The following is a 25,771-nucleotide window of genomic DNA, read 5'->3' as shown; positions in this document are numbered from 1 at the left end:
TCCCGGCGGATCATCTAACCTATCGTCAGTCGCTTATTCCTGATCGGGGGCTTCACATGGATGACGAGACCCGCCCGGACGGCATTGCGCTCACTATCGTCGGAGGACAGCCGCTGCGCAAGGGCCGCAGGCACGCGCCGCAGGGCAAGCTCGAGATCCCGGTCGGGCTCGAACGGATCCTGTACCTCGCGGCGGGGGATCCCGAGCTGCGGGCGAGGCTGCTCGCGGATCGCGCGGGGGTGATCGCCGCAATGGGCGTCGCGCTCCGTCCGTCGGAGAAGGCGATGCTCGAGGCCGCGCCGGGAGCCGCGCTCGAGGCGATGATCGATAGGATCGATACGTCGAACCCGCGCAGGCGGAGGTTCATGAACCTGGTCGCCGCGGCCGCGACGGCGCTCGCCGCGGGCACGGCGGGCACGGCGTGCGACTGGGTCGACGATCCGACGATGAATTACGCCGACGGCGGGGTCGGCCCGGACACGGAGACGGATACCGACGACGCCGATCCGGACGCGGGGACGGATCTCGACGCCGGGGCGTTGAAGGCGTCAAGGAGCGAGGTGAAGAGATGAAGAAAAATGATCGCGGGGGCGTCGCGCGCCCGCTCGTGGGCGGCACCGCGGGCAAGCACGCGAAGTTCGCGCAGAAGGTGCGCGTGCCGGTGGGGCTGGAGAAGGTTCTGTACCTCGCGGCGCGGGATCCCGATCTGCGGGACAGGTTGCTCGCGGATCGCGCGGGAACGATCGCGACGCTTGGTGTCACGCTCCGGCCGTCGGAGCGGGCGATGCTCGAGGCTGCACCGAACGCCGCGCTCCATTCGATGATCGACAGGATCGACGCGTCGAACCCCCGCAAGCGAAAGTTCATGAACGTCGTGGCTGCGGCCGCGACCTCGCTGGCGGCGGGCACCGCCGCGATGAGCTGCGTGAGCTGCGGCGGGGTAGGGCCGGACGTGGACACGGACGCCGGCATGGACGCGAGCTCGGATACGGACACGGATACGGACACGGACGCGGACACGGACGCGGACACGGACACGGACACCGACACGGACACGGACACGGACACGGACACCGTGGACACGGAAACGGAAGTCGGCGTGGATGCCGGGGTCGGGCCGGACGTCGACGCGGACGCGAGCGACACCGAGGACGGGAAATGAGCGAGGACGGGCGCAAAGGCGCGGGCCATCCGCTCGTGGGCGGATCGATCGGCCGGCGCGGCAAGTTCGCGCAGACGGTGCGCGTGCCGGTCGGGCTCGAAAAGCTCTTGTACCTCGCCGCGCGGGATCCGGATCTCCGGGAGCGGCTGCTCGCGGATCGGGCCGGAACGATCGCGACGCTCGGTGTCGCGCTCCGTCCGTCGGAGAAGGCGATGCTCGAGGCCGCACCGCGCGCTGCGCTCGAGGCGATGATCGGAAGGATCGACGCGTCGAATCCCCGCAAGCGGAAGTTCATGACCCTCGTGGCCGCGGCCGCGACGACGCTCGCGGCGGGCACCGCGGCGATGAGCTGCGACGGTCAGGACGCCGTGATGGCGGGCGGAGCGAACGACATCGACACGGACATCGACACGGACGCGGACGCCGGTCAGGACGCGAGCGCGGTCGACACCGACACCGACACCTACGCGGGCGGCGGCGCCCTCACCGACCTCGATCCCGAGGATCTGGAAAGAAAGTAGCTCATGGCCGACATCACCTTCGTCAACCTGAACATGCTGTTCGTCCGGTACTCGGATGCGTACGACAAGGAGCTCCACCTGCCGCTCGGGCTGCTCTACCTCACGACCGTGCTCGAGCGCGCGGGCCACGAGGTCGACTTCCGCGACTACCAGAGCTGCCCGGCCGAGGATCCGTTCGACCTCGACGCGCTCGTCGCGTTCTGCGCGGACCCGGCGCCGATTATCGGCCTCTCGTGCATGGCGAACCTCCTGCCGTTCACGATCCTCGCGGCAGAGCGGCTCAAGGCCGCGTACCCGGATCGCGCCATCGTGCTCGGCGGCGTGGGCGCCAAGGCGGTGGAGGAGAAGCTGCTCGCGCGGTTCCCGTGGATCGACGTCATCGCCCACGGCGAGGCTGAGAACGCGATCGTGCAGCTCGTCGAGGCGCTGAAGAGGGGCCGCGACGTGTCCGCCGTGCCGGGCGTCTTCTACCGGCGCGCCGACGGCACGATCGCCTGCAACGAGCCCCCGCCGCGCATCGAGGATCTCGACCGCATCCCGCGGCCCGCGTACCACAAGGTCGACCTCGCGACCTATGACGCGTACGGCATGATCTCGTCGCGCGGCTGCCCGTACAAGTGCTCGTTCTGCTCGGTCGCGCCGGTGTGGAACCACAAGTGCCACTTCCGCTCGCCGGAGGACGTCGTCGCCGAGATGCGGGAGCTGCACGAGGCCGCGGGCGTGGAGCTGTACCTGTTCCAGGACGAGTTCTTCGTGTCGTCGAAGCAGGCGGTCGTGCGGTTCTGCGACGCGCTCGCGAGGAGCGGGCTCGACGTCAAGTGGAAGGCGTTCGCGCGCGTCGACCTCGCGGACGACGGGATGATGCGCGCCATGGCCGACACCGGCTGCCTCGAGATCCGGTTCGGGATCGAGAGCGGCGCGGCGTCGATGCTCGAGAAGACGACCAAGGGGTTCACGCCCGAGATGGCGATCGACGTCGTGTCCAGGGCGACGCGCCTCTTCCCGCGGGTCGACACGTTCTTCATCTGGGGCTACCCGGACGAGACGATGGAGGAGTTCTACCAGTCGCTGTTCCAGATGATCTCGTTTCGCCTCATGGGCGCGCGGATCCTGCCGTCGCTCCTGTGCCTCCTGCCGCAGACGGCGCTGTACAAGTCGCTCCCCAAGGAGCGGCTCGCCAAGGCGGAGATGTGCGGCGAGCTCCTTCCCGAGTACATGATCACGGGCCACGAGGTCTGCCAGGTGGGATCGGTCTTGGTGCAGCCGAAGCACGCGCCGTTCTTCGACTTCATCCGCGCGCACAAGGATCTGTTCCCCGGGTTCTTCCTCATCGACATCGAGGAGAACATCAGGCCGAAGCTCCGCGCGCTCCAGGAGCACGGCTTCTACACCCGCGCGAACCGCGAGCTGTCCGACCTGGACTCCTGCGGCGCCCACTCGCCGCGGCTGGGGTAGGCGCTACCACAACCCCGCGTCGTCGATCGGGATCCCGGCGCACGCCTCGGAGGCGGCGCCGCGGCGGCGGCCGATTCTTCGTCGCCGCCGGGGGGTGTCTTCGGCCGCGGGCTCTGCTAATCTGCGGCTCTCCGACCCGCGGGGACAAGGAGGGCAACGTGCTGAGAGGACATCCCAAGGGGCTCCTGGTCGCGTTCTTCGCCAACATGGGCGAGCGCTTCGGCTACTACACCATGCTCGCGATCTTCTCCCTGTTCATCCAGGCCAAGTACGGCTTCACCGCGGCCGAGACGACGCAGACGTTCGCGATCTTCCTCGCGGCCGTCTACTTCATGCCGCTCGTCGGCGGGTTCCTGGCCGACCGGTTCCTCGGGTACGGCCGCACGATCAGCATCGGGCTCGTCGTCATGTTCGCGGGCTACGGGCTGCTCGCGATCCCGAGCGGCATGGACACGGGGCCGGCGCTCGTCTTCGTCGCGCTCGGCGTGATCGCGCTCGGGACCGGCCTGTTCAAGGGGAACCTGCAAGCGCTCGTGGGCAACCTGTACGACGCGCCCGAGTACAGCAAGAACCGGGACGTCGCGTTCAACATCTTCTACATGGGCATCAACATCGGCGCCATGTTCGCTCCCACGGCCGCGGACACGGTGAGCAACTGGATCCTCGCGAAGAAAGGGCTCTTCTACGCGGCGGACATCCCGGCGCTCGCCCACAAGTACCTCGCCGGAGACGAGAGCGTCGCCGAGCGGCTCGGTGCGCTGGCGGCCGCGCAGCCGACGCAGTTCGGGAGCCTCGGCGAGTTCTCCAAGACCTACATCGACACGCTGAGCGAGTCGTACCACACCGCGTTCGGCGTCGCGTGCGTGAGCCTCGTCGTTTCCATGATCGTGTTCTGGACGTGCAGGCGCTACTACAAGCACGCCGACATGACCGAGGTGCAGAAGGCGAAGAGCGAGGCGCACAAGGCGCAGATCGTCGAGCTCACGCCGGCGCAGATCAAGTCGCGCTTCTTCGCGCTGGGGCTCGTGTTCTTCGTCGTGATCTTCTTCTGGATGGCGTTCCACCAGAACGGCGCGGCGATGACGATCTTCGCGCGCGACTACACGGTTGGTTCGGTGGGCCACTTCACGAACATCTGGTTCGACCTGTTCGGGCTCCTGCCGATCTTCCTCGCGGTGCTCGGGCTCGTGTTCCTCGTGCGGCCGGGGAGCAAGCCGCTCGCCCGGGCCATCGGCGCCGCGGCGCTCGTCGGGTTCGGCGCGCTCGCGTACTTCCGGATCTCCTCCTACGGTGCGAGCAACCCGTTCACGCCGCAGAAGTTCCAGCACTTCAACCCGTTCTTCATCGTCGTCCTCACGCCGGTCATCGTCGGCCTGTTCTCGTGGCTGCGCGGCCGCGGCAAGGAGCCGTCGGCGCCCAAGAAGATCGGGATCGGGATGGTGATCACCGCGATCGGGTTCACGATCCTCGTCGTCGGCTCGATCGGCCTCATCGGCCTGAGCCCGGGCGAGATTGACGAAGTGCGGGCCCCGGCCGAGTCGCTCATCTCGCCGTACTGGCTCATCAGCACGTACTTCACGCTCACGATCGCCGAGCTGTTCCTGTCGCCCATGGGGATCTCGTTCGTGTCGAAGGTCGCGCCGCCCAAGTACAAGGGGCTCATGCAGGGCGGGTGGTTCGCGGCCACCGGGGTCGGCAACTACGCGGTCGGCCTCATGGGGCTGCTCTGGGCGGAGGTCGCGCTCTGGATGTTCTGGGCGATCCTCGTGGCGTGCTGCGTCCTGTCGGCGCTGTTCATCTTCTCCGTTCTGAAGAAGCTCGAGCAGGCCGCGAAGGCCTGATGCACCCCCTCGTCCGCACCTCCCGCGGGCTCTCGGCCGCGGTGGACGCGCTCGAGTTCGGGCCGCCCGTGGCGCACGTCTACAACCCGCTCGCCTACGCCCGCGAGCCGCACGAGGCGTACCTCGCGCGCTACGGGACCGCGCCCAAGGAGGTGCTGCTCGTCGGCATGAACCCGGGCCCGTTCGGCATGGCGCAGACCGGCGTGCCGTTCGGCGACGTCGCGATGGTCCGCGGCTTCCTCGGGATCGAGGGCGCGGTCGGCAGGCCGGCGCAAGAGCACCCGAAGCGGCCGATTCGGGGCTTCGCGTGCACCCGGGGTGAGGTGAGCGGCACGCGGCTGTGGGGGTGGATCGCGGCGCGGTTCGGATCGCCGTCGGGCTTCTTCGCGCGGTTCTTCGTGGTCAACTACTGCCCGCTCGTGTTCCTCGAGGCGACCGGGCGGAACCGGACGCCGGACAAGCTGCCTTTCGCCGAGCGTGACCGCCTGTTCGCGGCGTGCGATCGCGCTCTCGTCGAGACCGCGGCCGAGCTCAAGCCCCGGATCGCCGTCGGGATCGGGGCGTTCGCCGAGAAGCGGTGCGCCGCGGCGCTCGCCGGGACGGGCGTCCGCGTCGGTCGGATGCTCCACCCGAGCCCCGCGAGCCCCATGGCGAACGCGGGCTGGGAGCGGCAGGCGGACGAGGCGCTGCGCGCGCTCGGGATCGCGGGCTGAGGTCGCCTTGCTCCTTGCCGCCTTCGCCAGTAGAATGTCCTCCTTCGCCGACCCGGGCGAACGACAGGAGATCTGAGATGGCACCGCCCACCTGCTCGCACGAGGCCGCGCGCGCTCTCCTCAGCGAGGACGACGCCGAGGGCGCGATCCGGATCGCCGGCGCCATGCTCGAGCAGAACCCGCTGGATCTCGTGGCGTGGCGGCTCGCCGCGCTCGCCGCGCTCGATCTCGGCGACGCCGCGGGCGCGTTCAAGAACCTGCGCAGCGCGGCGGTGGCCCAGGCCGAGGCGCAGCGCCCGGTCCTCGCCCTCGCGTGCGTCAAGGAGATCGAACGGCTCGGCGGCGACGCGTCCGGCCTCGTGGAGAAGATCGCGAAGCTCTACGGCGTGGGGTCGAAGCGGATCTCCGACGTCGATATCGAGCCGCCCCCGCTGCCGTCCGCGGCCGAGCCCGTGGCCTGGGGTGCGGAGCTCGATCGCGCGGCGCTCCTCGCTCGTGGGGCGGACGCCATGGCCATGGCTTGGGGCGCGGCGCTCGCCGCGGAGCAGGCGGGCGGGCCGCTCCCGTACGTCCCGCTCCTCTCGGCGCTCGACGCGGGCGGGATCGCGGAGCTGTTCGGCGCGCTCGCGTTGCAGATCGCCGCTCCGGGCGAGGCGATCATCGAGCAGGGGGGGGCCGGCGACGCGATGTTCGTCGTGGCCGAAGGGGAGGTCGTCGTGTCGCGCAGGGACGGCGGGATCGAGGTGGAGCTCGCGCGCCTCGTTCCGGGCGCGTTCTTCGGCGAGATGTCGCTCGTCTCGAGCGTGCCCCGTGCCGCGGACGTGCGCGCCGCCTCGCACGCGGTGCTCCTGCGCGCCGACAAGGCGGCGATGGAGGAGCTCTCCGCCCGCGCCCCAAAGATCGGCGACGTCCTCGTCGCGTTCTGCCACGCGCGCATGCTCGAGAACCTGATGCGGGTCTCCCCCGTGCTCTCCCCCGTGCCGCCCCTTCGGAGGCCCGACGTCATCGCGCGGTTCGGCACGGACTTCCGCGAGGTCGGCGAGACGATCATCGAGGAGGGCGCGGAGGGCCGCGGCCTCTACCTCGTCGTCTCGGGGCGCGTGCGCGTGCTGAAGCGAGACGGGGCCGACGTCGTCCAGGTAGCGGCGCTCGGCCCGGGCGATCTCTTCGGCGAGATCTCCCTCCTGATGCGGAAACCTTCGACCGCGACCGTCGTGGCAGAGCAGAGCACGGCGCTCCTCTTCCTGTCGCGATCGGAGTTCGACGACGCGACCCGCGACTTTCCGGAGCTGCTCAAGGGCGCGTTCGACATCGCGGTGGAGCGGGAGACGCAGAACAACTCGATCATGGGCCGGCCGGCCGAGAGCGCCGACCACCTGATCCTCGTGTGAGCCGACATGACCAACCACTCAAGACAATCCTTGCTCCTGCCCGTGCTGCTCGCGGGCCTGGGGATCACGGCGCTGGCCGCGGCGATCATCCTGGTACCCGCGATGGCGCGCAGGTACGCCGCCGAGCGGCCGTGCCCCGAGCCGACTGCGGCGATCGAGACCGCAGCGAAGATCGTGCCGCCGGCCTTCGCGGCCGAGCCGATAGCGAAGGCGGAGCCGGCCGTCCCGGTCGAGCCGGTCGCCCCGGTCGAGCCGGCCGCCCCGATAGAGCCGGCCGCCCAGACAGAGCCGGCCGCCACGGAATCCAATCAGACCTCGTGGTCCATCGAGCTCGCTCCGGCCGACTACGCCCTGCTCGGCGACGGGGAGGCGGTGATCGACGCCATCGTCGCGGTGCTCGCGCGCGACCCCAAGGCCGTCGTGTCGCTCACGGGCGTCAACAGCCCGAACAAGAGCTCCAAGCGCGCCAAGCGCGCAGCGGACGTCGTGAAGGAGAAGATCGTCGCCGACGCGGGCGTCACGGCGCGCCAGGTGCAGACCGGCAGCGCCCAGGATCCGGCCGTCGACGGGCTGATCGTCCGGGCCGAGATCGTCGGAGGTGGGCGATGACCGCGCTGTTCGTGGTGATCGTGCTCGCGATCTTCGCGGGCGGCGTTTGCATGTGGCTCTCCGGGATGTTCTTCGGGCGCCGGGCGCGTCCGGACGCCTCCCGCGCGGCCGAGACCGCCGACCAGCTCCGGGCCGATCGGGCGCGGCTCGACGAGGCGCTCGCGACCGCGACCGTGAGGATCGCGGAGGCGGAGGAAAAGGCCGCGCAGGCAGAGGAGACCAAGAGGAAGGCCGAGGTGGAGGTGGGGCGCGCCGCGACCGAGCTCGGCCGGGTCGCCGGCGAGATGACCGAGGCGGGGGAGGAGATCGCGCGGCTCAAGCAGGAGGCCGAAGAGCTGGGGCAGGAGCTCGAGCGGTTCAAGCAGGCCGCGAGGACCCGCGTGAAGCCGCCGCCGCTGCCGACGCGGGCCGGTGCCGTCGACGCTCCGGAAAGCCCGGATCTCGACCTCGCGCTCGCGCAGCTCGACATGGAGCGCGTCGCGCACAAGAAGACGCGGGACGAGCTCGAGCAGCTGAAGGGGGGCGGGCCGGTGCAGATCTCCGACGGCCGCTCGTCCGTGCCGCCGGCCCCCGCGGGGTTCGGCGTGCCCGGGCGCCGCGGCGCGGGCTTCCAGACCGTGTCGATCGCCTCGCGCGGGCAGGCGGTGCCCGCCAGCGATCACGACAGGCTGCGCCAGTCGAACGACCAGCTTCAGCGCGAGAAGGAGCGGATCGAGGCCGAGCTCGCCCGCGCGCAGCAGGAGCTCCAGCTCCTGAAGATGCGCAAGGAGTAACCTGAAAATTTGTGCCGGCCCGGGAGATGGAACACTCTCTTGGAGTGGGGGCGTGCATTCATCGCCCGGAGGTGATCCATGACCGTCACGTCCATTCGCGCCTACGAACGCCGAGAGCTCCCGGTCGCCGAAAGGCTCCCCTCGCTCGCCCGGAGGTTTCCCTGCCTCAAGGGCGCCGTCGGCCTCGACCCGTTCGATCCCGCCGCGTTCCACGCGTGGAGCTCGTCCCGCGGGCAGGGCTCGGCCGCGTACCACGCCGGCCTTCTCCTGCTCAACCTGTACGGCGAGGGGCCGTGGGAGCGGTTCGACGTGCTCGCCGCCGTGCGCGTCTGGAGCGACGCGGACCGGCAGATGTTCATCAACTGGATGCGCGTCTGGCGGTTCTGAACTCGGATCCGATGCGTCTTTCAACTCCGCGGCGCGGCTGGTAGAGTAGCCTCGTCACGGAGGATCCCGATGGCCGAGTTCGATCTACCGCCGCAAGCCCTGAGACTGATCGCCCGGGCGTTCACCCGCGAGATGATCGTCGGCGAGCTCGAGCAGGCGGGGCTCGACGTGCCGGCGGGTGACGAGGAGGTGATCAAGGCCTGGGTCAAGCACCTCGCGCACGTCTTCGATCCCACGGACAACCCGTTCTCCCGCGACTCGCTCCTGATGGGGCTCACCTCGGGCGGGATCGGATTCCTACAGGACAACAACCTCCTGTCGGACGCGCTCAAGCGGTCGCTGCTCCTCAACGTGCTCAACGTCGACGCGGATCCGCTCATGCAGGCGCTGCTCTCCCGCGTGCTCCGCGAGACGGCGATGGTCGCCAACGTCATCGAGCGGAACGAGCTCGACGACGTCGAGGAGGCGATCAACAAGGAGCACATCAAGATCGTTTTCGTCGATGCGTTCCGCTACGGCATCGACCAGACGTCGGCGCTCGTCCAGCGGCTCACCGCGACGCGCGACTACCTCCAGTTCGTGCTGTTCACCGACGTGCGGCGGCTGCTCGAGTCGTGCCCCACGCTGCCGCGCGAGCTCGCCTCCTGCGTGGCGCTCGACAAGAACATCTCCATCAAGGACTTCCGCGCCGCGGTGAACGGCGCAATCGAGGCCGTGCGGGCGCGCTTCCCGGGGCTCCTGCGCGAGGCGCGGGTCGACTCGAAGGATCTCGTCGGCAGGATCGTCGGGAACCGGCTGCGGATCATCGAGGTGATCGGCCGCGGCGGCCAGGCGACGATCTACCGCGCCGACCACCTGCTCATGAACCGGCAGTGCGCGGTCAAGGTGCCGTCCGACGAGGTGATGAGCGATCCCGATCAGGCGGCGCGCTTCCTACGCGAGGCGAAGCTCGCGAGCGCCGTGCAGCACCCGAACATCGTCTCCGTGTTCGACTTCGGCACGGACGACAAGGGCACGACGTTCATGGCGATGGAGCTCGTGGACGGCAAGCCGCTCGACGAGCTGCTCGAGGACTCGGGCGGCACGCTGCCCGTCGCCGAGGTGATGGAGTACGCCCGCGGCGCCGCGGCGGGCCTCGCGGCGATCCACGCCATGGGGCTCGTGCACCGGGATCTCAAGCCGGGGAACGTGCTCCTGCACAAGACGGCCGACGGGCGCGTGATCCCGAAGCTCTCGGACTTCGGGTTCGCGATCGGCCCCGAGTCGATAGGCGGCGCGCGCCTCACGATGGAGGGGATCGTCGTCGGGACGATCAAGTACCTCTCGCCCGAGCAGGGGCAGGCGAAGCCCGTCGATCACCGCGCCGACATCTTCAGCTTCGCGATGATGCTCTACCGGCTGATCACCGGGAAGGTGCCGTTCGACGACGAGAACGTCGCGCAGTCGCTGCTCAAGCGGATCCGCGAGCCGGCGCCGCCGATCCGCAAGCTCAAGCCCGACCTCGAGGTCAACGACGAGTTCGAGGGGATCCTGCTCAAGATGCTCGAGAAGAACCCCGAGAACCGGCCCGACTCGGCGATGGCCGTGGTCGCGGCGATGGACAAGGCGCTCGGCTTCGAGCGGAAGTACTGATCAGGCGACGCTCCTACCGATCACAACATCGTGGCCGTCGTCGACGACCGAAAGGAGCTCGACGAGCTTCTCGATCGTTGGAACGGCGCGGCCCTGCTCGTAGCGGGCGTACGCGTTGTGCGAGCGCACACCGAGCCTCGCCGCGACCTCCGCGAGCGTCAAACCGCTCGCCTGGCGCCGGCGGCGGAGCAGGAGCGCGGTAAGCGCCGCGGCGTCGCCGGAGCCCACCTCGATGCCGTCACCGCCGTCGTGCACCTCGGCGCGGAACCCGCGCCGGTCCACGAACCCCTCGACGGCGTCGGCGATCATCGCGAGCGCCGCGCGCCGCGTCCGCCCCTGCGTCATCAGGTCGAGGGCGGGAACCTCCACGAGCCACGTCACGCCGTCCTTCCACACCCTGCCGGAGAAGCGCATCGTCACCCCCTTCTCGCCGCGGCTGACTTCAGGATCTTCCGTGCGAGGTTCTCGTTCAGATCCGCGTGCCGCGGCACCGCTTCTTCTTCGGACCCGTTGGTCCAGTAGTCGTGCCTGCCTCCGTGGCGTTTCAGCCACCAGCCGAGCGCGACGAGCCGCTTCTCCAGATCGCGCCGCTTCATTGCAATTTACACACATGGGTGTATTTGTCCAGCATGGCGGCAGATGCTCGAGCAATATCAATGCCAGATCCGGGAGGCGAGAAACGCGGTCTTCACGTCATCGAAGCGGCGGTTCCGGCGGCGGATGGCGGCGGGCGCCGGAGTGCGCGATTGCGAAATCGTCGTCACACGGTCGCTGCCGGAGCCTTTGGCTCGTCATGCGATTCGCATGCCGCGCGCTGCTCCTCCCGCAGGTACTTCCGCAGGTGGCGCTTCCGCTTCTTGTCGCCGTTGCGGGCGCTCCCGCACGAACCCCAGCTCTTGAACAGGATGCAGCACAGCGCGAGCAGCCCCCACGCCTGCCAGTAGGTCACCTGCTTGAGCCCGAAGATCTCGGGCATCAGCCAGTTCCACAGCAGCATCACCACCCAGCCGAACAGGAAGAGCGCACCGATCCCGAGGACGCCGAAGCCGATCCCGAGCATGACCTTCTCGGGCAGCGTCCGCTCCTCCCACCAGGAGTCCGAGTCCCAACCGCCTTTCTTGCCGCCGCACGTCTTCTCGTCCATCGCGCACCTCCTCCGGGGCGAGCCCGGCTCCGTTCAGTTGTCGATCCAGTCTCGCAGCGCCCGCGAGAGGCTGCGCAGCGCGTACCTCTTTCGGGCCGTCAGCGTGTCGATGCTCTCGCCGGTCGCCTCCGCGATCTCCCGGAACGTCAGGCCGCCGAAGACCTGCGCCTCCACCACCTTGCGCTGGGCCGGCGGGAGGGCGCGCAGGGCGTCGTTCAGGGCGTCCGAGAGGCTGGCCCGAACGAAGCCGTCCAGGGGATTGAGGCCGGTGCCGGCGATGATCTCCCGCAGCGTCTCCTCGGCCACGTCGGTCTCGCCGGAGGCGACGCGCACCCGGTCGTGGCGCCAGGCGTCGATGAGCCGCCGGGTGACGAGCGAGTTGATCCAGGCCGGCAAGTTGCGGATCCCGGCCACGAGGGGCAGCCGCTCCAGCGTCTCGGCGTAGACGTCCTGGACCAGATCCTCGGCCTCTTCCAGCGTGCGCCCCGCGGCGCGCAGGCGGGCCAGGAAGCGCGGCTTCTCGCTCCGGTACGCCCGCTCCAGCCGCCGCTGCGCCGCTTCCTTCCCCGCTGGCAGTTCCCGCGTCATCGCCCTCCACCCCCTCGACGGGCCAGGCGCGATTTTAGTGTACGCGGGTTCTGCCGGCGGCGATTTCGTGCGGCGTCCGCCGGGCCGCCGCCAAGTCCCGGGATTTGATATTCCAAACTGGAAGATCAAGTTGGGGCGGGGCTCGCAAACCGCCGCGTGCCTTCACCGAACACGGGGTGGCGATGCTGTCGAGCGTGCTGCGCAGCGCCCGTGCTGTCCAGGTGAACATCGAGATCATGCGCGCGTTCGTCCGCCTTCGCCAGATGCTCGCTGCCAACGCCGAGCTCGCCCGCAAGCTCGCGGCGCTCGAGCAGCGGACCGAGGCTCAGTTCAGGGTGGTTTTCGACGCCATTTGCGAGCTCGCGGCGCCACCCGCCATTCCGAAACGCCCCATCGGATTCGGCGAGCCGTAGCAGATCGGGTTTCCTGGAGCTCGGGGAGATCGTGGATGCGGAGAAAGAAGACGGCTGGCGACGGGGAGTGATCTCTTTGCAGCGAGCAGGTTGTCTTTTACTCGAGTTCAGTGGATTAATCTCGGAGTTCGTCGATCGTATTCAAGGAGAAACCCACATGCCCGAAGCCGATTTCAGCACCAAGGAGAAGCAGTACCACGTCGACGTTCCCCAAACGAACGCGCCGTTCCCGCTCAAGGGCGCGGGCTCGTACGACTGGGGGATGAAGAACCGCCTCTCGCGCACCTTCGATCCCGAGACCGGCCGCACGGTCATGCTCGCGGTCGACCACGGCTACTTCCAGGGGCCGACCACCGGCCTCGAGCGCATCGACCTCACGATCGTCCCGCTCGTCCCCCACTGCGACGCGCTCTTCTGCACGCGCGGCGTCCTGCGCTCGCTCGTGCCCCCGCAGATCCAGAAGCCGACGGTCCTACGCGCGAGCGGCGGCCCGAGCATCCTCAAGGATCTCTCGAACGAGGAGATCGCCATGGACATGGAGGACGCCCTGCGCCTCAACGCGTGCGGCGTGGGCGTCCAGGTGTTCGTGGGATCGGAGTTCGAGACCCGCTCGGTCCACAACATGACGAAGCTCGTCGACCTGGGCCTGCGCCACGGCATGCCCGTGATGGCGGTGACGGCCGTGGGCAAGGAGATGAAGCGCGACGCCCAGTACTTCCGCCTGGCCTGCCGCATGTGCGCGGAGCTCGGGGCCACGTTCGTGAAGACCTACTTCGTGGACGAGGGCTTCGAGACCGTCACGGCCTCCTGCCCGGTGCCGATCGTCATGGCCGGGGGCAAGAAGATGCCGGAGCTGGACGCGCTCAGGATGGCGCACAACGCGATCCAGGGCGGCGCCGCCGGGGTCGACATGGGGCGGAACATCTTCCAGAGCGACGCGCCGGTTGCCATGCTCCGGGCGGTGCGCGCCGTCGTGCACGCGAACGAGAGGCCCGAGCGCGCGCTGGAGCTCTACGAGACGCTGAAGGCCGAGCTCGACGAGAAGAAGCGGTAGATGAGAGTCGCCGTCTGGTACAACAACAAAGATATCCGCATCGAGGAGCAGCCGCTCGGGCGGCCGGGTCAAGGCGAGATGATCGTCCGGGTGATCTCCTGCGGCATCTGCGGCTCGGATATCGTCGAGTGGTACAGGCTGCCGCGCGCGCCGCTCGTCCAGGGGCACGAGATCGGAGCCGAGGTCGTCGAGACCGGGCCCGGCGTGACGCGCTTCCGGCCGGGCGATCGGGTGTTCATCGCGCCGAAGGTGCCCTGCGGCGAGTGCAAGTACTGCGCGGACGGGCATTTCCCGCAGTGCTCCGCGGTGAAGGAGCGCCTGCCGGGCGGCTTCGCCGAATTCATCCTCGTCCCCGAGGTACTGCTCGAGCGCGGCGCCTATCCCTTGCCGGAGTCGATCTCCTTCGACCAGAGCACGTTCGTCGAGCCGCTCGCCTGCGCCGTCCGGTCCCAGGCGATCGCGGGGCTGCGCGCGGGGCAGTCGGTGCTTGTTTTGGGCTGCGGCATGTCGGGCCTGCTCCAGATCCAGCTCGCGAAGAAGAAGGGCTGCCGGGTCGCGGCGACGGACATCGACCCGAAGAAGCTCGAGCGCGCGAATGACTTCGGTGCCGACCTGACGATCTCCGCCGCTGAAGACGTCCCCAGGCTGGTGGCGGAGTTTTTTGGCGGAAAGGCCGACGCCGTCGTCCTCTGCACCGCGGCGCTTCCGGCCGTGGAGCAGGCGTGGGCCGCGGTGGACAAGGGCGGGGCGATCGTCTTCTTCGCCGTGCCCGGGCCCGAGAAGCAGGTGGTGTTCCCGGTGAACGCGTTCTGGACGCAGGAGATCCGCGTCCTCACCTCGTACTACTGCGGGCCGCCGGATATCGCGGAGTCGATGCGGCTCCTCGCCGCCCGGGAGATCGACGTCGACTCCCTCGTCACGCACCGCCTGCCGCTCGAGGAGACCGCGCGCGGCTTCCAGCTCGTGATCGAAGGGAAGGAAGCGATCAAGGTCATCATCAAGCCGAACGGGATGGGCGCGTAACAGGAAAGCCTATCGGGGCGGGCGAGAGATGCCGCCGAGCCTGGCGCCGGGCAGCGCTACACACCCGACCTCGCTGTCACGGGGCCGGGGCCGGCGTCACCACGAGTGGCTGCGCCGGTGGCGGTTTTCGCGTATTCCTCTGAAGCGATATCGTGAGACGCTGCCTTCTTGCTCGAACCGGTGCGTTGAGAGTCCGGGACGCCCGCCGGTGTGGATGTGCTACACGACGTCGCGCAGAAGACGCACAGCCCTTCGAGCACACTCCCAAGGAAAAGAGTTCCACGCATCACTTCTCCATTCACCGGCAGAAAAGCCTGTGCGTCGAGACAGAAGCGAATCAGGGCGACGCCGCATGCCGGCCGATAATACCGCGTCCTCGCGAATCCGGGGACGGCGATTCCGCCATTGTTCGTCGCCAACCGCCGCCGAACCCGCCGCCTTGTTCTGCGAGAGAGCGCGAGATTATAGATTCTTCATGGTGGCACAGAGGTTGCTCCCGCCGGCAAGGCCCGCGAAGGGAGCACACGATGCCAGAAATCTCCCGCTTCTTCGGGATCTCCATCCTCATGTACTTCAACGACCACTCACCGCCGCACTTCCACGCCAAGTACAACGAGCACCGCGCGGTGTTCCGGATCACCGACATGATGATGGTCGAGGGGAAGCTCCCGCCCCGCGTCGCGGCGCTCGTCTTCGAGTGGGCGAGCCTCCATCGATCCGAGCTCGCCGGGTGCTGGGCCGCCCTTGCCGAGACAGGCACTTTGAAACGGATCGCGCCGCTCGTATAATCGGCGCGAGGTGGCGGCATGCTCTCCGTGACGAACGCAGCGTATGAAGGCGATTACAGGATCCGCGTCGCGTTCAGCGACGGCGCGGCGGGGTGCGTCGATCTCGAGCCGCTCGTCACCACCGATCACAGGGAGATCGTGCGCGAACTCGCCGACCGCGAAAGGTTCCGAAGGTTCAGCGTGGCGATGGACACGATCGTTTGGGAGAACGGCTTCGATCTCGCGCCGGAGTACCTGCGACATCGGATGATGCCAGCGCCGGAGAACAGTCCGCCCTCGAGCGAGCCCCGCGACCGGGTCGCGTGAGGGGAGCGATGCGGATCCACCACATCGGCCTTTGCTGCCGCCGCGAGGAAGACGCCGACAGGTTCTACCGGGATCTCCTCGGGCTCGAGAAGGCCGACGGCGGGACGGTTCCCGCGCCGCTGATGCGGCAGCTGTTCGGGATCGACCGCGCGATCGACAAGCGCAACTACGCGGGCGCGGGGCTCGTCTTCGAGATCTTCTTCCGCGACGCGCCGGAGGGCACGGGCGATCGCATCCCCCACGTCTGCCTCGACGTCGCCGATCCGGACGCGCTCGCCGATCGCGCGCGGGCGATGGGTTTCCCCGTCCTCAGGGTGCCCAAGGGCGAGGGCTTCGTCACCTTCATCGACGACGCCAACGGCAACAGGTTCGAGATCAAGAAGGGATGACGGCGGCGCGCGCGGGCGCGAAGGCTCTCTTGTTCATGAGGGGCGCTCGGGATCGGCGGGTCAGCTTGCGGGGTGGATGACGACCGTCGCGTCCGCGTGATCCGTGCACCAGTCGGAGAGCGCCTCGCCGTCGGTCTGCGTGACGAACGTGGACGGGACGGTCGTCGCGCCGCCCGTCATCGTGATGTAGTCGTCGCCCGTGTTGTTGAAGATGATCACCGCGATCGCGCCCGCGGCGGACGCATTGTTCACCTTCTGCTCGAAGTTGCACGTGCCGCGCTGGACGAGCGCCACGGCGCCGTCGAAGGCGTCGGCGGCGAACGCGTCGCAGCCGGTCTCGTTGCCCGCGGCCACGTCGCCCGCCCAGAGGAGATCGCCCGAGACGTCCCCCGTGATCTCAACGCCCATCTGGCCCGCCTCGTGGTGGATCCCGACGAGCGCGTCGGGCACGGTCCCGGGCCCGGTCACGTCCAGTGTGCCCATGCCGGCGAGATCCGGGTCGAAGTCCGGATCCGTGACGAGGATCAGGCGCGTGACCGCCGCGTTGTAGCCCCCGCCCTGGTACTCGCGGGCGCGCAGCACGACATCGGCGAGCTCGCCCGCGGCGAAGTCGAACGACGCGGGATCGGTCATCAGCTCCTGGCTGCACTCCGCCTCGTCTGCGGCCGCGGCGGACGCGAGATCCCACACCCACGCGGAGCTCGGATCGCACTGCTCGAAGTCCCATACGATCTCGGCGTGGTCGCCCATCGTCAGGTACATGGAGTCCGCCGCGTCGCTCGGGGCGAAGACGCGGCCGATCACGTACCACGTCCCGGCGCACGGGATCTCGACGTCGGCCCAGGTCGCGGTGCCGTTGCTCGCCTCGGTCGGCGTGCAGTAGGTCCCTTCGCCCATGCTGCTCTCCAGCGTGTCCATCGGCTCCGCGATCACGGCGTCGGCCACGAGCAGCTCGATCGACTCCGTACCCGCGCAGTCGGCGTCGGAATCGGAGTCGGTGTCGGAATCGGTGTCGGTGTCGGTGTCGGTGTCGGAATCGGAATCGGTGTCGGAATCGGAATCAGTATCCGAATCGACGTCCGAGTCCGAGTCGGCATCGGAATCCGTGTCCGCACCGCCGTCTATCAACGAGGACGGAGGCGAATCGCCGCAGGCGATGGCGAGAGCTGCGATCGCGAGAACCGAAACCAGGGCCAAAGATGATCTGATTTTCATCCGATACCTCCCTTGAACGGACCGTCAGTTATCGAAACTCCCGAATAGAGTAAACCGAACACCGTGGAACGGTCCGAAAAATCGACATTCGTTCGGTCCTGATTCAGGCGGCCGGGTGTGTCGAAACGGGATTTCGGGGGGAGCTGCGCTACAGGCGGATGATCGCGGTGGCGTCCGCGTGGTCTCCGCACCAGGCGACGAGCGCCTCGCCGTCGGTCTGGCCGATGAACACCGCCGGGATCGTCGCGCCCGTGCCGCCCATCGTCATGAGGCCGTCGCCCGCGTTGTTGTAGACGATCACGGCGATCGCGCCGGCGTCGGCTGCGAAGCCGACCTTGACGTCGAAGTTGCAGGTACCCCGGTAGATCAACGCGATGGCTCCGTCGAACGAGCCTGCCGGGAAGGAGTTACAGCCGAGCTCGTTGCCCGCTTCGACGTCGCCCGCGTAGAGGAGGTCGGCTGCGACATCGGCCGTGAGCGGGGTGCCGAGGGCGCCCTCCTGGTACGGGATGCCGACCAGGTCGGTCGGCACCGTGCCCGGGCCGGTGACGTCGAGCGACGGCGGCTCGTAGAGCGAGACCGTGAGGGTGTACTCCCCGCCGGTGCCGTCGAGATCGTCGTCGTCGGTGGTGAGGTAGACCGTGTCGCCGTCCGCGAGCGTGACCGTGATCGTCGCGGTTGTGCCGCCGTACGGGTTCTCGCAGTCGGCGAAGGTGACCCCGCAATCCGCCCAGAGGATCAGCACCGGGTTGAAGCCGTCCGTCTCCATCACGAAAGTATAGTCGCCGTCCGCCTCGGCCGTGAACGACCAGGTCTCGTCCGAGCCGCCGTTGCTGTTGCAGCCGTCCGGGGAGTAGGTGTTCGCATCGCCCGTAGAGTCGCCGTAGTTCGTCCCCTCGTGCGCGATGCCCGGGGCGTCGCAGTCGACACCGCCTAGGGGTTCAGTGTCCGTATCGGTGTCTGTGTCCGTATCGGTGTCGGTGTCTGTGTCCGTATCGGTGTCGGTGTCTGTGTCGGTGTCCGTATCCGTATCGGTGTCGGTGTCGGTGTCGGTGTCGGAATCGGTGTCCGTGTCGGTATCCGAGTCCGTGTCCGTGTCGGTATCCGAGTCCGTGTCGGTATCGGAATCGGTGTCCGTGTCCGAATCGGTGTCGGAATCCGTGTCGACATCGGTATCCGAATCCGAATCGGTATCGGTGTCGGTGTCCGTGTCCGTGCCCCCGTCGAGCTGGAGCGGCGCCGAGTCGCCGCAAGCGGCCGCGAGCGCGGTCGTGAACAATCCGAGGACCGCGAAGATCAAAACCTTTCTCATAACGCACCTCCCATTTCGCAGCGTTTTTTGATCGAGCGATAATACTACGTTCCACGCGTACGGTGTTGCGGTTCTTGAAAAATGAACACCCTTGACAGGAAAAGCCTCGTCGGGCCAAGTGACGGAATGAACCGGCTCGTCGCCCCGTCCATCCTGGCGGCCGACTTCGGGCGGCTCGCCGAAGAGGTCGCGGCCGTGGCCGCCGCCGGCGCGGACTGGATCCACGTCGATGTCATGGACGGCCGGTTCGTGCCCAACATCACGATAGGGCCGGCCGTCGTCCGCGCGGTGCGGCGCGCGACGAAGCTCCCGCTCGACGTGCACCTCATGATCGAGTCGCCTTCGCTCCACATTGCGGCGTTCGCCGACGCGGGCGCCGACTTCCTGACGGTCCACGCCGAGGCGTGCCCGCACCTGCACCGGACGTTGCAGGAGATCCGGGATCTCGGGCCGCGCGCGGGCGTCGCCTTCAACCCCGCGACCCCGATCGACGCGCTCGACCACGTCCTCGAGCTCGCGGATCTCGTGCTCGTCATGTCGGTCAACCCCGGCTTCGGTGGGCAGAAGTTCATCCCCGCGGTCGTGCCGAAGATCGAGGCCGCCCGCCGGGCCGCGGCGCGCGCCGGGCACGCCGTGGACGTGGAGGTCGACGGGGGCATCACCGCGAGCACGGCCGGGCTCGTCGCCGACGCCGGCGCGAACGTGCTCGTCGCCGGGACCGCCGTGTTCGGGACGAAGGACTACGCCGCCGCGATCCGCGCTGTTCGCGGCGCCTGAGCCGTCAGGAACCGAAACCGCGAACCGACTTGCCCCGAAAAGGCCGCCGTGGTACGTAGTGCGCCCCTCGGCGAAGTGCCGAGGGAATACCCACGCCCTGTCCGCGGAGCGATCCGCGGCCGAGCCCCGGGTGCCCCGCGAGGGGTCGGGCTCGGGCGAAAGGGCGGAGGTGGACGACGGCGAACGCCGCGTCGTCCGAAAAACCCGGAGGGAAAATGGAAGACGAAGTCAAGGCCGGCTCGGCCGAGCCAACCCCAACGACCGAAACCGCAACCGAGCACGGGATATCCGAGGCGATGGGCGCCGCCAAGAAGGCGGACGTCGTCTCCCTGCGCGATCTCCTCGAGTCCGGGGTCCACCTCGGCCACCACACGAAGAGGTGGAACCCGAAGATGCGGCGCTACATCTACGGCGTGCGCAACGGCGTGCACATCGTGGACCTGCGGCTCACGCAGAAGCTCTTCAACCAGGCGTACGAGACCGTGGTGAACCTCGTGTCCCGCGGCGGGCAGGTGCTGTTCGTCGGCACGAAGCGCCAGGCCATGGAGGTGATCACGGAGGAGGCGGAGCGCGCGGGCATGCACGCCGTGACGAACCGGTGGCTGGGCGGGACGCTCACGAACTTCCGCACCATCAAGAACACCATCGAGCGCATGCGCACGATCGAGACGATGCGCACGGACGGGACCTACGACAGCTTCGTGAAGAAGGAGCGCCTGAAGCTCGACAAGGAGCACGCGCGCCTCCTGAAGTTCGTCGGCGGCATCAAGGACATGACGCAGCTGCCGGCGGCCGTGTTCGTCGTCGATCCGAACAAGGAGTCGATCGCCGTCGCCGAGGCCAAGAAGCTCGGCATCACGCTGATCGCGCTCACCGACACGAACTGCGATCCGGACCCGATCGACCTCCCGATCCCGGGCAACGACGACGCCATCCGGGCGATCAAGCTGGTCACCGGCAAGATCGCGGACGCGTGCATCGAGGGCTCGAAGAAGCGCCGCGAGGTCGTGAAGGGCGCGGCGGTCTCCCAACCCATGGGCGCCGGGCCGAAGGTGGAGGTCGCGCGGCGGCCGCGCGCGGCGACCGGACGAAAGGGCGCGGGGGCGTAGGAACCCTCCGACGGCAAGAGGTAGGTCGATTCGAAAAGGAGCCGACTGATGGCAAACGTCACGATGGACATGATCAAGGACCTCAGGGAGCGCACGGGCGCCGGGGTCGTGGACTGCAAGAAGGTGCTCTCCGACACCAACGGCGACATCGACGCGGCGGTGGTCGAGCTGCAGAAGCGCGGGATCGCGAAGGCGGCGAAGAAGGGCGGACGGATCGCCGCCGAGGGCAAGATCGGCATGTACGTGCACGACGGCGGCCGGATCTGCACGCTCGTCGAGATCAACTGCGAGACCGACTTCGTCTCGCGGGGTGACGACTTCAAGACGCTTTGCGAGGACGTCGCCATGCACGTCGCGGCGATGAACCCCGCGTACGTCCGCGTCGAGGAGATCCCGAGCGCGGACGTCGATCGGCAGCGGGAGATCTTCACGGCGCAGGTCCTCGAGGAAGGGAAGCCCGCGAACATCGCGCCGAAGATCGTCGAGGGCAAGATCGCCAAGTGGCAGAAGGAGAACTGCCTCGTCGATCAGCTCTTCGTGAAGAACACGGAGATCACGGTCGGCGACCTCGTGAACGGCCTCACCGGCACGACCGGCGAGAAGATCACGATCCGCAGGTTCGTCCGCTACGAGGTCGGCGAGGGGATCGAGAAGCGGTCGAACGATCTCGCCGCCGAGGTCGCCGCCATGACGGGCGGCAAGGCCTAGGCGCCCCCAAGGTCCTCCATGCCGCGTCCCCGCGTCATCCTGAAGCTGTCCGGCGAGGTGCTCGCGGGCCCGAGCGGCTCGGGGCTGGACCCCGACGTGCTCGCCGCCGCGGCGGCCGAGCTCGCGCGAGCGATGGGCGACGGCGCGCGGGCCGGGGTCGTGCTCGGCGGCGGCAACATCTTCAGGGGCCTCGGCAAGGCGGCCAAAGGGATGGATCGCGTCACCGCGGACGAGATGGGGATGCTCGCCACCGTCATCAACGGCCTCGCGCTGCGCGACGCGGTGCGACGGCAGGGCGCCCGCGCCGAGCTCTATACGGCCCGGCCGCTCGGCCCCATCGGCCGCGCCTACCTGCGCGACGAGGCGCTCGCGGCGATCGACGGCGGCGCGCTCGCGATCTTCGCCGGCGGCACCGGCAACCCGTTCTTCTCCACCGACTCGGGCGCGGCGCTCCGCGCGGCGGAGCTCGGGTGCGCGCTGCTCCTCAAGGGCACCAAGGTGGACGGCGTGTACGACAAGGATCCGGCGCGGCACGCGGACGCGGTGCGGTTCGAGACGCTCACGGTCGACGAGATGATCGAGCGCAAGCTCGGGGTCATGGACCTCACCGCGGCGACCCTGTGCCGCGAGAACGGCATCGACGTCGTCGTCTACAAGATGGCCGAGAAGGACGCCGTCTACCGCGCAGCCCTCGGCGAGTCCAAAGGTACCCGCGTCCGGGCCCGGTAGGGGCACCCTGCCACCAACTGTTCCACTCCGCCCGTTTTCGGTGTATCAAGGGTATTCCATAGACCCAACAAAGCGAGGAAGAACGGCCATGACCGACAACAACGTGAAGTATCTCGAGGTGTTTCCGAATTGGCTGCGCACGCTGGACGAGGACGTCCAGACGCTGCTCGAGATCCTGAAGAACCCGGCCGCCGGAGTCGAGGCGCGCAAGTCGCTCGCGGGCGGCATCAACTACCTGTTCAAGTCGCTCGATCTCATCCCGGACGGGATCGACGACATCGGGTACCTCGATGACGCGTTCGTCGTGCGGCTCGCGGCGAAGAACGCGCTGGACGCCGACATGGGCAACGTGGGCGACGCGATCACGCGGCTCGGGCGCCTCGGCAACGACGCGGAGCTCATCAAGGAGTTCCTCGACGGCGACCTCTACAACCGCCTCGAGAAGTACGTCCGCGACCTGCGCAAGGGCGCGGCGCGCGGCCGCACGGTGGACGAGATCGTCGAGGACGAAGGGGTCCTCGGCGCGCTCGCGAACGAGGTCGCGATCTTCGTCAAGGAGTACAAGTCCCCGGGCTTCTCCAAGGACGAGAAGAACCTCATCAAGCTGCGCGCCTTCCTCGAGGCCAAGCTCCCGAAGTAGGCGCGGGCGCGTTCCGCACCCCGGGGCTGACGTGCATCATGTCCCGGCCCCCTCCTTCGCGGCGATAGTGTTTCCCGACCGATACTCATCGAAAGGAGCTCCCGCATGGGTCCAATCGTCATGGCCGTCGTCCTCGCCGCCGCCTTCGGCGCCTTCGGGGTGTCCGCCTACCGCAAGTGGCGCCTCCTCCGGATCGGCGCGCCCGAGGACCGGTTCGACAGGCTCGGGACGCGCCTCGGGCGCATGATCCGCGTCGCGCTCTTCCAGCAGAAGCTCCCGAAGTACAAGGTGATGGGCCCGATCCACATGCTCATCTTCTGGGGCTTCCTCGTCCTGCTCGTGAACACGCTCATCCTGTGGGGCCGCGGCTTCGACGAGGGGTTCAACCTGTGGTTCCTCGATCCGCACGGCTGCCTCGGCGGCGCCTACCACTTCGTGAAGGACATCGTCACGGTGGTCGTGTTCTGCGCCGCGGGGCTCGCGCTGCTGCACCGCGTCGTCCTCAGGCCCGCGCGGCTGACCGCGTCGTTCGAGGCGGCGCTCATCCTGCTCATCATCATCGTCATGATGGTCGCCGACGTCGTCTACTGGGGCTGGCAGCTCTCGCTCGAGGGCGTGACCGGGTTCGAGTGGCGCGAGCCGTTCGCGTCGGTCGCGGCCTCGTTGTTCTCGACGATGGATCCGAAGGTCGTCGAGACGCTCGGCACGATCGGCTTCTGGGCGCACTCGGGGCTCGTGCTCCTCTTCCTGAACCTCCTGCCGTACGGCAAGCACTTCCACGTCGTCACGTCGCTGCCGAACGTCTTCCTCTCGAACCTCGAGCCGCCGGGCCGCCTGCCGCGCGACGAGACCATCGAGAAGGTGCTCAAGGAGGAGGACACGGGCGACGGGGAGCCGGTGTTCGGCGTCAGCGCGCTGCAGCACTTCACGTGGAAGGATCTCCTCGACATGTACTCGTGCACCGAGTGCGGCCGCTGCACGGACAACTGCCCGGCGGCGAAGACGAACAAGCCGCTCAAGCCCAAGAGCCTCATGACCGCGATGCGCGACAGCCTGTACGCGCGGTCGGGCGAGCTCGTCTCGGGCAAGGGCGAGGTGAAGCCGCTCGTCCCGGAGATCATCGATCCGGAGATCGTGTGGAGCTGCACGACCTGCCGGGCGTGCGAGGAGGAGTGCCCGGTGATGATCACCTACGTCGACAAGATCGTCCGGCTGCGCCGGGATCTCGTCGAGTCGCGCGGCGAGCCCCCGTCGGAGCTCGGCAAGGCGCTGCGCGGCATGGAGACGAACGCGAACCCGTGGAACATCTCTTCCATGGACCGCGACAAGTGGGCCGAGGGGATTGAGGTCAAGCCGTTCGACGCGGACGAGTGCGAGGTTCTCCTCTTCCTCGGCTGCGCGGCGAGCTTCGACGATCGCGCCAAGAAGATCTCGACGTCGCTCGTCAAGCTGCTCGACGCGGCGGGCGTGAAGTACGGGTACCTCGGCGCGGACGAGCCGTGCTGCGGCGAGACGGCGAGACGCGCGGGGTCGGAGTCGAACTTCCGCATGATGGCGGACGGGCTCGTCGAGGCGTTCAAGGAGCTCGGCGTCAAGAAGATCATCACCGGCTGCCCGCACTGCTTCAACACGTTCAAGAACGAGTACCCGATGTTCGGCGCCGAGTGGGAAGTGATCCACCACACCGAGCTGCTCGCGAAGCTCGTCGCCGAGGGCAAGCTCAAGCCCGCCGAGCGGATCGTGAAGCGCGTCGCCTACCACGACGGCTGCTACCTCGGTCGGTACAACGACGTGTACGACGCGCCGCGACGGATCCTCGAGGCGATCCCGGGGCTCGAGCTCGCCTCGTTCGCGGCGAGCCGGCAGCGCGGCCTGTGCTGTGGCGGCGGCGGCGGCCGGTTCTTCATGGAGGAGGACGCGGACAAGCGCGTGAACAACCTGCGCGTCGACGGGCTCATGCAGGCCGACCCGGACGCGATCGCGTCGGCGTGCCCGTACTGCATGACGATGCTCTCCGACGGCCTCAAGGCGAAGGATCTCTACGACACCAAGGGCCAGCTCGACGTCGCCGAGCTGCTCGCCATCTCCTGCGGCCTCACCGATCGCAAGCTGCTCAAGGAGCAGAAGGCGGAGTGAGTCGCGCTGCGCATTCCTGTGCTGTATGATTCCTCGCATGAGCGATGCGCGCACATCGGATCCTCAGGGCTCCAGCGAGTCCAACGCGGCAGCGGATCGAGTCTGTGACACATCGCCTGTGGTGGAGGCGTACGTCGCGGAGGGGTACCGACGCATGCCGCCCGCCGCCAAGCTCGACAGAGTGCGCGCGTTGAACAAAGCGCTGCTCGCCCTCGTTGAGGTCGACGAGCGGCGGCGGCACCCGAATGCGGATCAGCGCGAGATCGATCTGCGCGTCGCGGCGCGCTGGCTCGACCCCGAGACGATGCGCCGTGCGTTCGGCTGGGATCCGGAGACCGGCACGTGGCTGTGAGGGGCGATCCGCTGGACGCAGCTGCCGCCGTGGCGGTGGCGCTCGAGAAGCTCGGCGTGCGCTACGCAGTGGGTGGCTCCATCGCAAGCTCTCTGTACGGAGTTCCGCGCGCCACGCAGGACGCGGACATCGTTGCATCGCTCAACGCGTCCCATGCCCCGCGCCTCGTCGCCGCGCTCGAAGCGGAATTCTACGTGGACGAGGAGATGATCCGCGATGCCGTTCGCCGACAGGGGACGTTCAATGTCGTTCACCTGGAGACCATGTTCAAGGTCGACGTCTTCGTCGCCAAGGACGACGACTGGTGCCAGGAGGAGCTGCGCCGCGCCCGCAGGGAGCGCGTCGGCGACGTCGGCGCACAGGTCGAGCTCGTGTTCGCGAGCCCCGAGGACACGCTGCTCCACAAGCTCGTCTGGTTCCGCATGGGAGGAGGCGTGTCCGAGCGCCAGTGGAGGGATGCCGTGGGAGTGCTCCGCATCCAAGGCGAAGCTCTCGATCGTGGCTACCTCGACACATGGGCGAGCCGTCTCGGTGTGCGCGATCTCCTGGACAAGGCGTGTGGAGAGATCGCAGGGTAACCTCGCCGAGCTGCTCGCCATCTCCT

Annotated in this window: 29 protein-coding genes and 2 pseudogenes; 25 read left to right on the top strand and 6 right to left on the bottom strand. The window is 68.4% G+C overall.

All coding sequences use genetic code 11. The annotated features are described in order from the left end of the window. Nucleotides 1-56: 56 nt before the first annotated feature. The 11 genes from M0R80_00360 (at nucleotide 57) to M0R80_00310 (ending at nucleotide 10,484) form a co-directional block, all read left to right on the top strand. Entirely contained in the window at nucleotides 57-572 is a 516-nt protein-coding gene (locus tag M0R80_00360) for a hypothetical protein (protein ID MCK9458114.1), read from the top strand. Next, the gene (locus M0R80_00355; protein ID MCK9458113.1) at nucleotides 569-1,162 is read left to right on the top strand and encodes a hypothetical protein; all 594 of its coding nucleotides are present in this window, start codon (nucleotides 569-571) and stop codon (nucleotides 1,160-1,162) included. Before M0R80_00360 ends, M0R80_00355 begins: the two co-directional genes overlap by 4 nt. Next, complete coding sequence (locus M0R80_00350) at nucleotides 1,159-1,683, top strand: hypothetical protein (GenBank protein MCK9458112.1); 525 nt, start codon at nucleotides 1,159-1,161, stop codon at nucleotides 1,681-1,683. Before M0R80_00355 ends, M0R80_00350 begins: the two co-directional genes overlap by 4 nt. A gap of 3 nt (nucleotides 1,684-1,686) precedes the next feature. Further along, the gene (locus tag M0R80_00345; protein ID MCK9458111.1) at nucleotides 1,687-3,138 is read left to right on the top strand and encodes a B12-binding domain-containing radical SAM protein; all 1,452 of its coding nucleotides are present in this window, start codon (nucleotides 1,687-1,689) and stop codon (nucleotides 3,136-3,138) included. 206 nt (nucleotides 3,139-3,344) lie between these two features. Beyond that, complete coding sequence (locus M0R80_00340) at nucleotides 3,345-4,979, top strand: peptide MFS transporter (GenBank protein ID MCK9458110.1); 1,635 nt, start codon at nucleotides 3,345-3,347, stop codon at nucleotides 4,977-4,979. Continuing rightward, entirely contained in the window at nucleotides 4,979-5,692 is a 714-nt protein-coding gene (locus M0R80_00335; protein ID MCK9458109.1) for a single-stranded DNA-binding protein, read from the top strand. Before M0R80_00340 ends, M0R80_00335 begins: the two co-directional genes overlap by 1 nt. Nucleotides 5,693-5,769: 77 nt before the next feature. Then, nucleotides 5,770-7,083, top strand: a complete 1,314-nt coding sequence (locus tag M0R80_00330) for a cyclic nucleotide-binding domain-containing protein (GenBank protein ID MCK9458108.1) — start codon at nucleotides 5,770-5,772, stop codon at nucleotides 7,081-7,083. Between the two features lie 6 nt (nucleotides 7,084-7,089). Further along, nucleotides 7,090-7,692, top strand: coding sequence for a hypothetical protein (locus M0R80_00325; protein ID MCK9458107.1), 603 nt, complete (start codon nucleotides 7,090-7,092; stop codon nucleotides 7,690-7,692). Beyond that, a complete protein-coding gene (locus M0R80_00320; protein MCK9458106.1) occupies nucleotides 7,689-8,465 on the top strand; it encodes a hypothetical protein in 777 nt (258 codons plus the stop codon). Before M0R80_00325 ends, M0R80_00320 begins: the two co-directional genes overlap by 4 nt. A 78-nt stretch (nucleotides 8,466-8,543) precedes the next feature. Continuing rightward, the gene (locus tag M0R80_00315; GenBank protein MCK9458105.1) at nucleotides 8,544-8,852 is read left to right on the top strand and encodes a hypothetical protein; all 309 of its coding nucleotides are present in this window, start codon (nucleotides 8,544-8,546) and stop codon (nucleotides 8,850-8,852) included. Nucleotides 8,853-8,921: 69 nt separating this feature from the next. Further along, nucleotides 8,922-10,484, top strand: a complete 1,563-nt coding sequence (locus tag M0R80_00310; GenBank protein MCK9458104.1) for a serine/threonine protein kinase — start codon at nucleotides 8,922-8,924, stop codon at nucleotides 10,482-10,484. On the opposite strand, the gene M0R80_00305 is transcribed toward M0R80_00310, so the two are convergent. The 4 genes from M0R80_00305 to M0R80_00290 all read right to left on the bottom strand — a co-directional run bounded on the left by M0R80_00305 (nucleotide 10,485) and on the right by M0R80_00290 (nucleotide 12,216). Beyond that, complete coding sequence (locus M0R80_00305) at nucleotides 10,485-10,898, bottom strand: helix-turn-helix domain-containing protein (protein ID MCK9458103.1); 414 nt, start codon at nucleotides 10,896-10,898, stop codon at nucleotides 10,485-10,487. A gap of 2 nt (nucleotides 10,899-10,900) precedes the next feature. Further along, nucleotides 10,901-11,080 carry a type II toxin-antitoxin system HicA family toxin gene (locus M0R80_00300; GenBank protein ID MCK9458102.1) on the bottom strand — a complete coding sequence of 60 codons (180 nt, stop codon included), beginning with the start codon at nucleotides 11,078-11,080 and terminating at the stop codon, nucleotides 10,901-10,903. A gap of 164 nt (nucleotides 11,081-11,244) precedes the next feature. Further along, nucleotides 11,245-11,628: a hypothetical protein gene (locus M0R80_00295; GenBank protein MCK9458101.1), complete on the bottom strand. Its 384-nt coding sequence runs from the start codon at nucleotides 11,626-11,628 to the stop codon at nucleotides 11,245-11,247. Between the two features lie 33 nt (nucleotides 11,629-11,661). Further along, complete coding sequence (locus tag M0R80_00290) at nucleotides 11,662-12,216, bottom strand: RNA polymerase sigma factor (protein ID MCK9458100.1); 555 nt, start codon at nucleotides 12,214-12,216, stop codon at nucleotides 11,662-11,664. A gap of 182 nt (nucleotides 12,217-12,398) precedes the next feature. On the opposite strand from M0R80_00290, the gene M0R80_00285 reads away from it, so the two are divergent. The 6 genes from M0R80_00285 to M0R80_00260 all read left to right on the top strand — a co-directional run bounded on the left by M0R80_00285 (nucleotide 12,399) and on the right by M0R80_00260 (nucleotide 16,189). After that, nucleotides 12,399-12,629, top strand: coding sequence for a hypothetical protein (locus M0R80_00285; protein MCK9458099.1), 231 nt, complete (start codon nucleotides 12,399-12,401; stop codon nucleotides 12,627-12,629). Nucleotides 12,630-12,786: 157 nt separating this feature from the next. Then, complete coding sequence (gene lsrF / locus M0R80_00280; protein MCK9458098.1) at nucleotides 12,787-13,683, top strand: 3-hydroxy-5-phosphonooxypentane-2,4-dione thiolase; 897 nt, start codon at nucleotides 12,787-12,789, stop codon at nucleotides 13,681-13,683. Continuing rightward, nucleotides 13,684-14,706 carry an alcohol dehydrogenase catalytic domain-containing protein gene (locus tag M0R80_00275; protein ID MCK9458097.1) on the top strand — a complete coding sequence of 341 codons (1,023 nt, stop codon included), beginning with the start codon at nucleotides 13,684-13,686 and terminating at the stop codon, nucleotides 14,704-14,706. It abuts the gene before it with no gap. Between the two features lie 527 nt (nucleotides 14,707-15,233). Beyond that, the gene (locus tag M0R80_00270; GenBank protein ID MCK9458096.1) at nucleotides 15,234-15,494 is read left to right on the top strand and encodes a DUF4160 domain-containing protein; all 261 of its coding nucleotides are present in this window, start codon (nucleotides 15,234-15,236) and stop codon (nucleotides 15,492-15,494) included. An 18-nt stretch (nucleotides 15,495-15,512) separates the two neighbouring features. Continuing rightward, entirely contained in the window at nucleotides 15,513-15,800 is a 288-nt protein-coding gene (locus M0R80_00265; GenBank protein MCK9458095.1) for a DUF2442 domain-containing protein, read from the top strand. An 8-nt stretch (nucleotides 15,801-15,808) separates the two neighbouring features. Then, a complete protein-coding gene (locus M0R80_00260; protein MCK9458094.1) occupies nucleotides 15,809-16,189 on the top strand; it encodes a VOC family protein in 381 nt (126 codons plus the stop codon). Between the two features lie 60 nt (nucleotides 16,190-16,249). Here the strand turns inward: M0R80_00260 and M0R80_00255 are convergent. Together M0R80_00255 and M0R80_00250 are read right to left on the bottom strand one after the other, a co-directional pair. Then, nucleotides 16,250-16,489, bottom strand: a pseudogene (locus tag M0R80_00255) (hypothetical protein). 1,171 nt (nucleotides 16,490-17,660) lie between these two features. After that, nucleotides 17,661-17,810: pseudogene (locus M0R80_00250) on the bottom strand (hypothetical protein). A 1,032-nt stretch (nucleotides 17,811-18,842) separates the two neighbouring features. On the opposite strand from M0R80_00250, the gene rpe reads away from it, so the two are divergent. The 8 genes from rpe (at nucleotide 18,843) to M0R80_00210 (ending at nucleotide 25,745) form a co-directional block, all read left to right on the top strand. After that, a complete protein-coding gene (gene rpe, locus M0R80_00245; protein MCK9458093.1) occupies nucleotides 18,843-19,493 on the top strand; it encodes a ribulose-phosphate 3-epimerase in 651 nt (216 codons plus the stop codon). 296 nt (nucleotides 19,494-19,789) lie between these two features. Further along, a complete protein-coding gene (rpsB, locus tag M0R80_00240; GenBank protein MCK9458092.1) occupies nucleotides 19,790-20,602 on the top strand; it encodes a 30S ribosomal protein S2 in 813 nt (270 codons plus the stop codon). 48 nt (nucleotides 20,603-20,650) lie between these two features. Then, nucleotides 20,651-21,310 carry a translation elongation factor Ts gene (gene tsf / locus M0R80_00235; GenBank protein MCK9458091.1) on the top strand — a complete coding sequence of 220 codons (660 nt, stop codon included), beginning with the start codon at nucleotides 20,651-20,653 and terminating at the stop codon, nucleotides 21,308-21,310. Nucleotides 21,311-21,328: 18 nt separating this feature from the next. After that, nucleotides 21,329-22,039, top strand: a complete 711-nt coding sequence (gene pyrH, locus M0R80_00230; protein ID MCK9458090.1) for a UMP kinase — start codon at nucleotides 21,329-21,331, stop codon at nucleotides 22,037-22,039. 88 nt (nucleotides 22,040-22,127) lie between these two features. Further along, on the top strand, nucleotides 22,128-22,679 hold the full coding sequence (locus tag M0R80_00225; GenBank protein ID MCK9458089.1) for a YkvA family protein: 552 nt from the start codon (nucleotides 22,128-22,130) through the stop codon (nucleotides 22,677-22,679). Nucleotides 22,680-22,784: 105 nt separating this feature from the next. After that, nucleotides 22,785-24,815 (top strand): (Fe-S)-binding protein, encoded by a 2,031-nt coding sequence (locus M0R80_00220; GenBank protein ID MCK9458088.1) that lies wholly within the window; start codon nucleotides 22,785-22,787, stop codon nucleotides 24,813-24,815. A 37-nt stretch (nucleotides 24,816-24,852) separates the two neighbouring features. Further along, on the top strand, nucleotides 24,853-25,167 hold the full coding sequence (locus M0R80_00215) for a hypothetical protein (GenBank protein ID MCK9458087.1): 315 nt from the start codon (nucleotides 24,853-24,855) through the stop codon (nucleotides 25,165-25,167). Beyond that, the gene (locus tag M0R80_00210) at nucleotides 25,158-25,745 is read left to right on the top strand and encodes a hypothetical protein (protein ID MCK9458086.1); all 588 of its coding nucleotides are present in this window, start codon (nucleotides 25,158-25,160) and stop codon (nucleotides 25,743-25,745) included. The genes M0R80_00215 and M0R80_00210 overlap by 10 nt, the downstream gene beginning before the upstream one ends. Nucleotides 25,746-25,771: the final 26 nt, after the last annotated feature.

It is taken from the genome of Pseudomonadota bacterium (genome assembly GCA_023229365.1).
In the GTDB taxonomy this organism is placed as follows: Bacteria; Myxococcota_A; Polyangia; order JAAYKL01; family JAAYKL01; genus JALNZK01.
Note: the sequence above shows the minus strand (reverse complement) of the source record. Positions and strands in the feature narration are given on the sequence as shown.

What these genes read in the sequence shown, in the direction of transcription:
- M0R80_00360 (MCK9458114.1), top strand. Translation starts at nt 57, where the DNA reads ATGGATGACGAGACCCGCCCGGACGGCATTGCGCTCACTATCGTCGGA.
- M0R80_00355 (MCK9458113.1), top strand. Translation starts at nt 569, where the DNA reads ATGAAGAAAAATGATCGCGGGGGCGTCGCGCGCCCGCTCGTGGGCGGC.
- M0R80_00350 (MCK9458112.1), top strand. Translation starts at nt 1,159, where the DNA reads ATGAGCGAGGACGGGCGCAAAGGCGCGGGCCATCCGCTCGTGGGCGGA.
- M0R80_00345 (MCK9458111.1), top strand. Translation starts at nt 1,687, where the DNA reads ATGGCCGACATCACCTTCGTCAACCTGAACATGCTGTTCGTCCGGTAC.
- M0R80_00340 (MCK9458110.1), top strand. Translation starts at nt 3,345, where the DNA reads ATGGGCGAGCGCTTCGGCTACTACACCATGCTCGCGATCTTCTCCCTG.
- M0R80_00335 (MCK9458109.1), top strand. Translation starts at nt 4,979, where the DNA reads ATGCACCCCCTCGTCCGCACCTCCCGCGGGCTCTCGGCCGCGGTGGAC.
- M0R80_00330 (MCK9458108.1), top strand. Translation starts at nt 5,770, where the DNA reads ATGGCACCGCCCACCTGCTCGCACGAGGCCGCGCGCGCTCTCCTCAGC.
- M0R80_00325 (MCK9458107.1), top strand. Translation starts at nt 7,090, where the DNA reads ATGACCAACCACTCAAGACAATCCTTGCTCCTGCCCGTGCTGCTCGCG.
- M0R80_00320 (MCK9458106.1), top strand. Translation starts at nt 7,689, where the DNA reads ATGACCGCGCTGTTCGTGGTGATCGTGCTCGCGATCTTCGCGGGCGGC.
- M0R80_00315 (MCK9458105.1), top strand. Translation starts at nt 8,544, where the DNA reads ATGACCGTCACGTCCATTCGCGCCTACGAACGCCGAGAGCTCCCGGTC.
- M0R80_00310 (MCK9458104.1), top strand. Translation starts at nt 8,922, where the DNA reads ATGGCCGAGTTCGATCTACCGCCGCAAGCCCTGAGACTGATCGCCCGG.
- M0R80_00305 (MCK9458103.1), bottom strand. Translation starts at nt 10,898, where the DNA reads ATGCGCTTCTCCGGCAGGGTGTGGAAGGACGGCGTGACGTGGCTCGTG.
- M0R80_00300 (MCK9458102.1), bottom strand. Translation starts at nt 11,080, where the DNA reads ATGAAGCGGCGCGATCTGGAGAAGCGGCTCGTCGCGCTCGGCTGGTGG.
- M0R80_00295 (MCK9458101.1), bottom strand. Translation starts at nt 11,628, where the DNA reads ATGGACGAGAAGACGTGCGGCGGCAAGAAAGGCGGTTGGGACTCGGAC.
- M0R80_00290 (MCK9458100.1), bottom strand. Translation starts at nt 12,216, where the DNA reads ATGACGCGGGAACTGCCAGCGGGGAAGGAAGCGGCGCAGCGGCGGCTG.
- M0R80_00285 (MCK9458099.1), top strand. Translation starts at nt 12,399, where the DNA reads ATGCTGTCGAGCGTGCTGCGCAGCGCCCGTGCTGTCCAGGTGAACATC.
- lsrF (MCK9458098.1), top strand. Translation starts at nt 12,787, where the DNA reads ATGCCCGAAGCCGATTTCAGCACCAAGGAGAAGCAGTACCACGTCGAC.
- M0R80_00275 (MCK9458097.1), top strand. Translation starts at nt 13,684, where the DNA reads ATGAGAGTCGCCGTCTGGTACAACAACAAAGATATCCGCATCGAGGAG.
- M0R80_00270 (MCK9458096.1), top strand. Translation starts at nt 15,234, where the DNA reads ATGCCAGAAATCTCCCGCTTCTTCGGGATCTCCATCCTCATGTACTTC.
- M0R80_00265 (MCK9458095.1), top strand. Translation starts at nt 15,513, where the DNA reads ATGCTCTCCGTGACGAACGCAGCGTATGAAGGCGATTACAGGATCCGC.
- M0R80_00260 (MCK9458094.1), top strand. Translation starts at nt 15,809, where the DNA reads ATGCGGATCCACCACATCGGCCTTTGCTGCCGCCGCGAGGAAGACGCC.
- rpe (MCK9458093.1), top strand. Translation starts at nt 18,843, where the DNA reads ATGAACCGGCTCGTCGCCCCGTCCATCCTGGCGGCCGACTTCGGGCGG.
- rpsB (MCK9458092.1), top strand. Translation starts at nt 19,790, where the DNA reads ATGGGCGCCGCCAAGAAGGCGGACGTCGTCTCCCTGCGCGATCTCCTC.
- tsf (MCK9458091.1), top strand. Translation starts at nt 20,651, where the DNA reads ATGGCAAACGTCACGATGGACATGATCAAGGACCTCAGGGAGCGCACG.
- pyrH (MCK9458090.1), top strand. Translation starts at nt 21,329, where the DNA reads ATGCCGCGTCCCCGCGTCATCCTGAAGCTGTCCGGCGAGGTGCTCGCG.
- M0R80_00225 (MCK9458089.1), top strand. Translation starts at nt 22,128, where the DNA reads ATGACCGACAACAACGTGAAGTATCTCGAGGTGTTTCCGAATTGGCTG.
- M0R80_00220 (MCK9458088.1), top strand. Translation starts at nt 22,785, where the DNA reads ATGGGTCCAATCGTCATGGCCGTCGTCCTCGCCGCCGCCTTCGGCGCC.
- M0R80_00215 (MCK9458087.1), top strand. Translation starts at nt 24,853, where the DNA reads ATGAGCGATGCGCGCACATCGGATCCTCAGGGCTCCAGCGAGTCCAAC.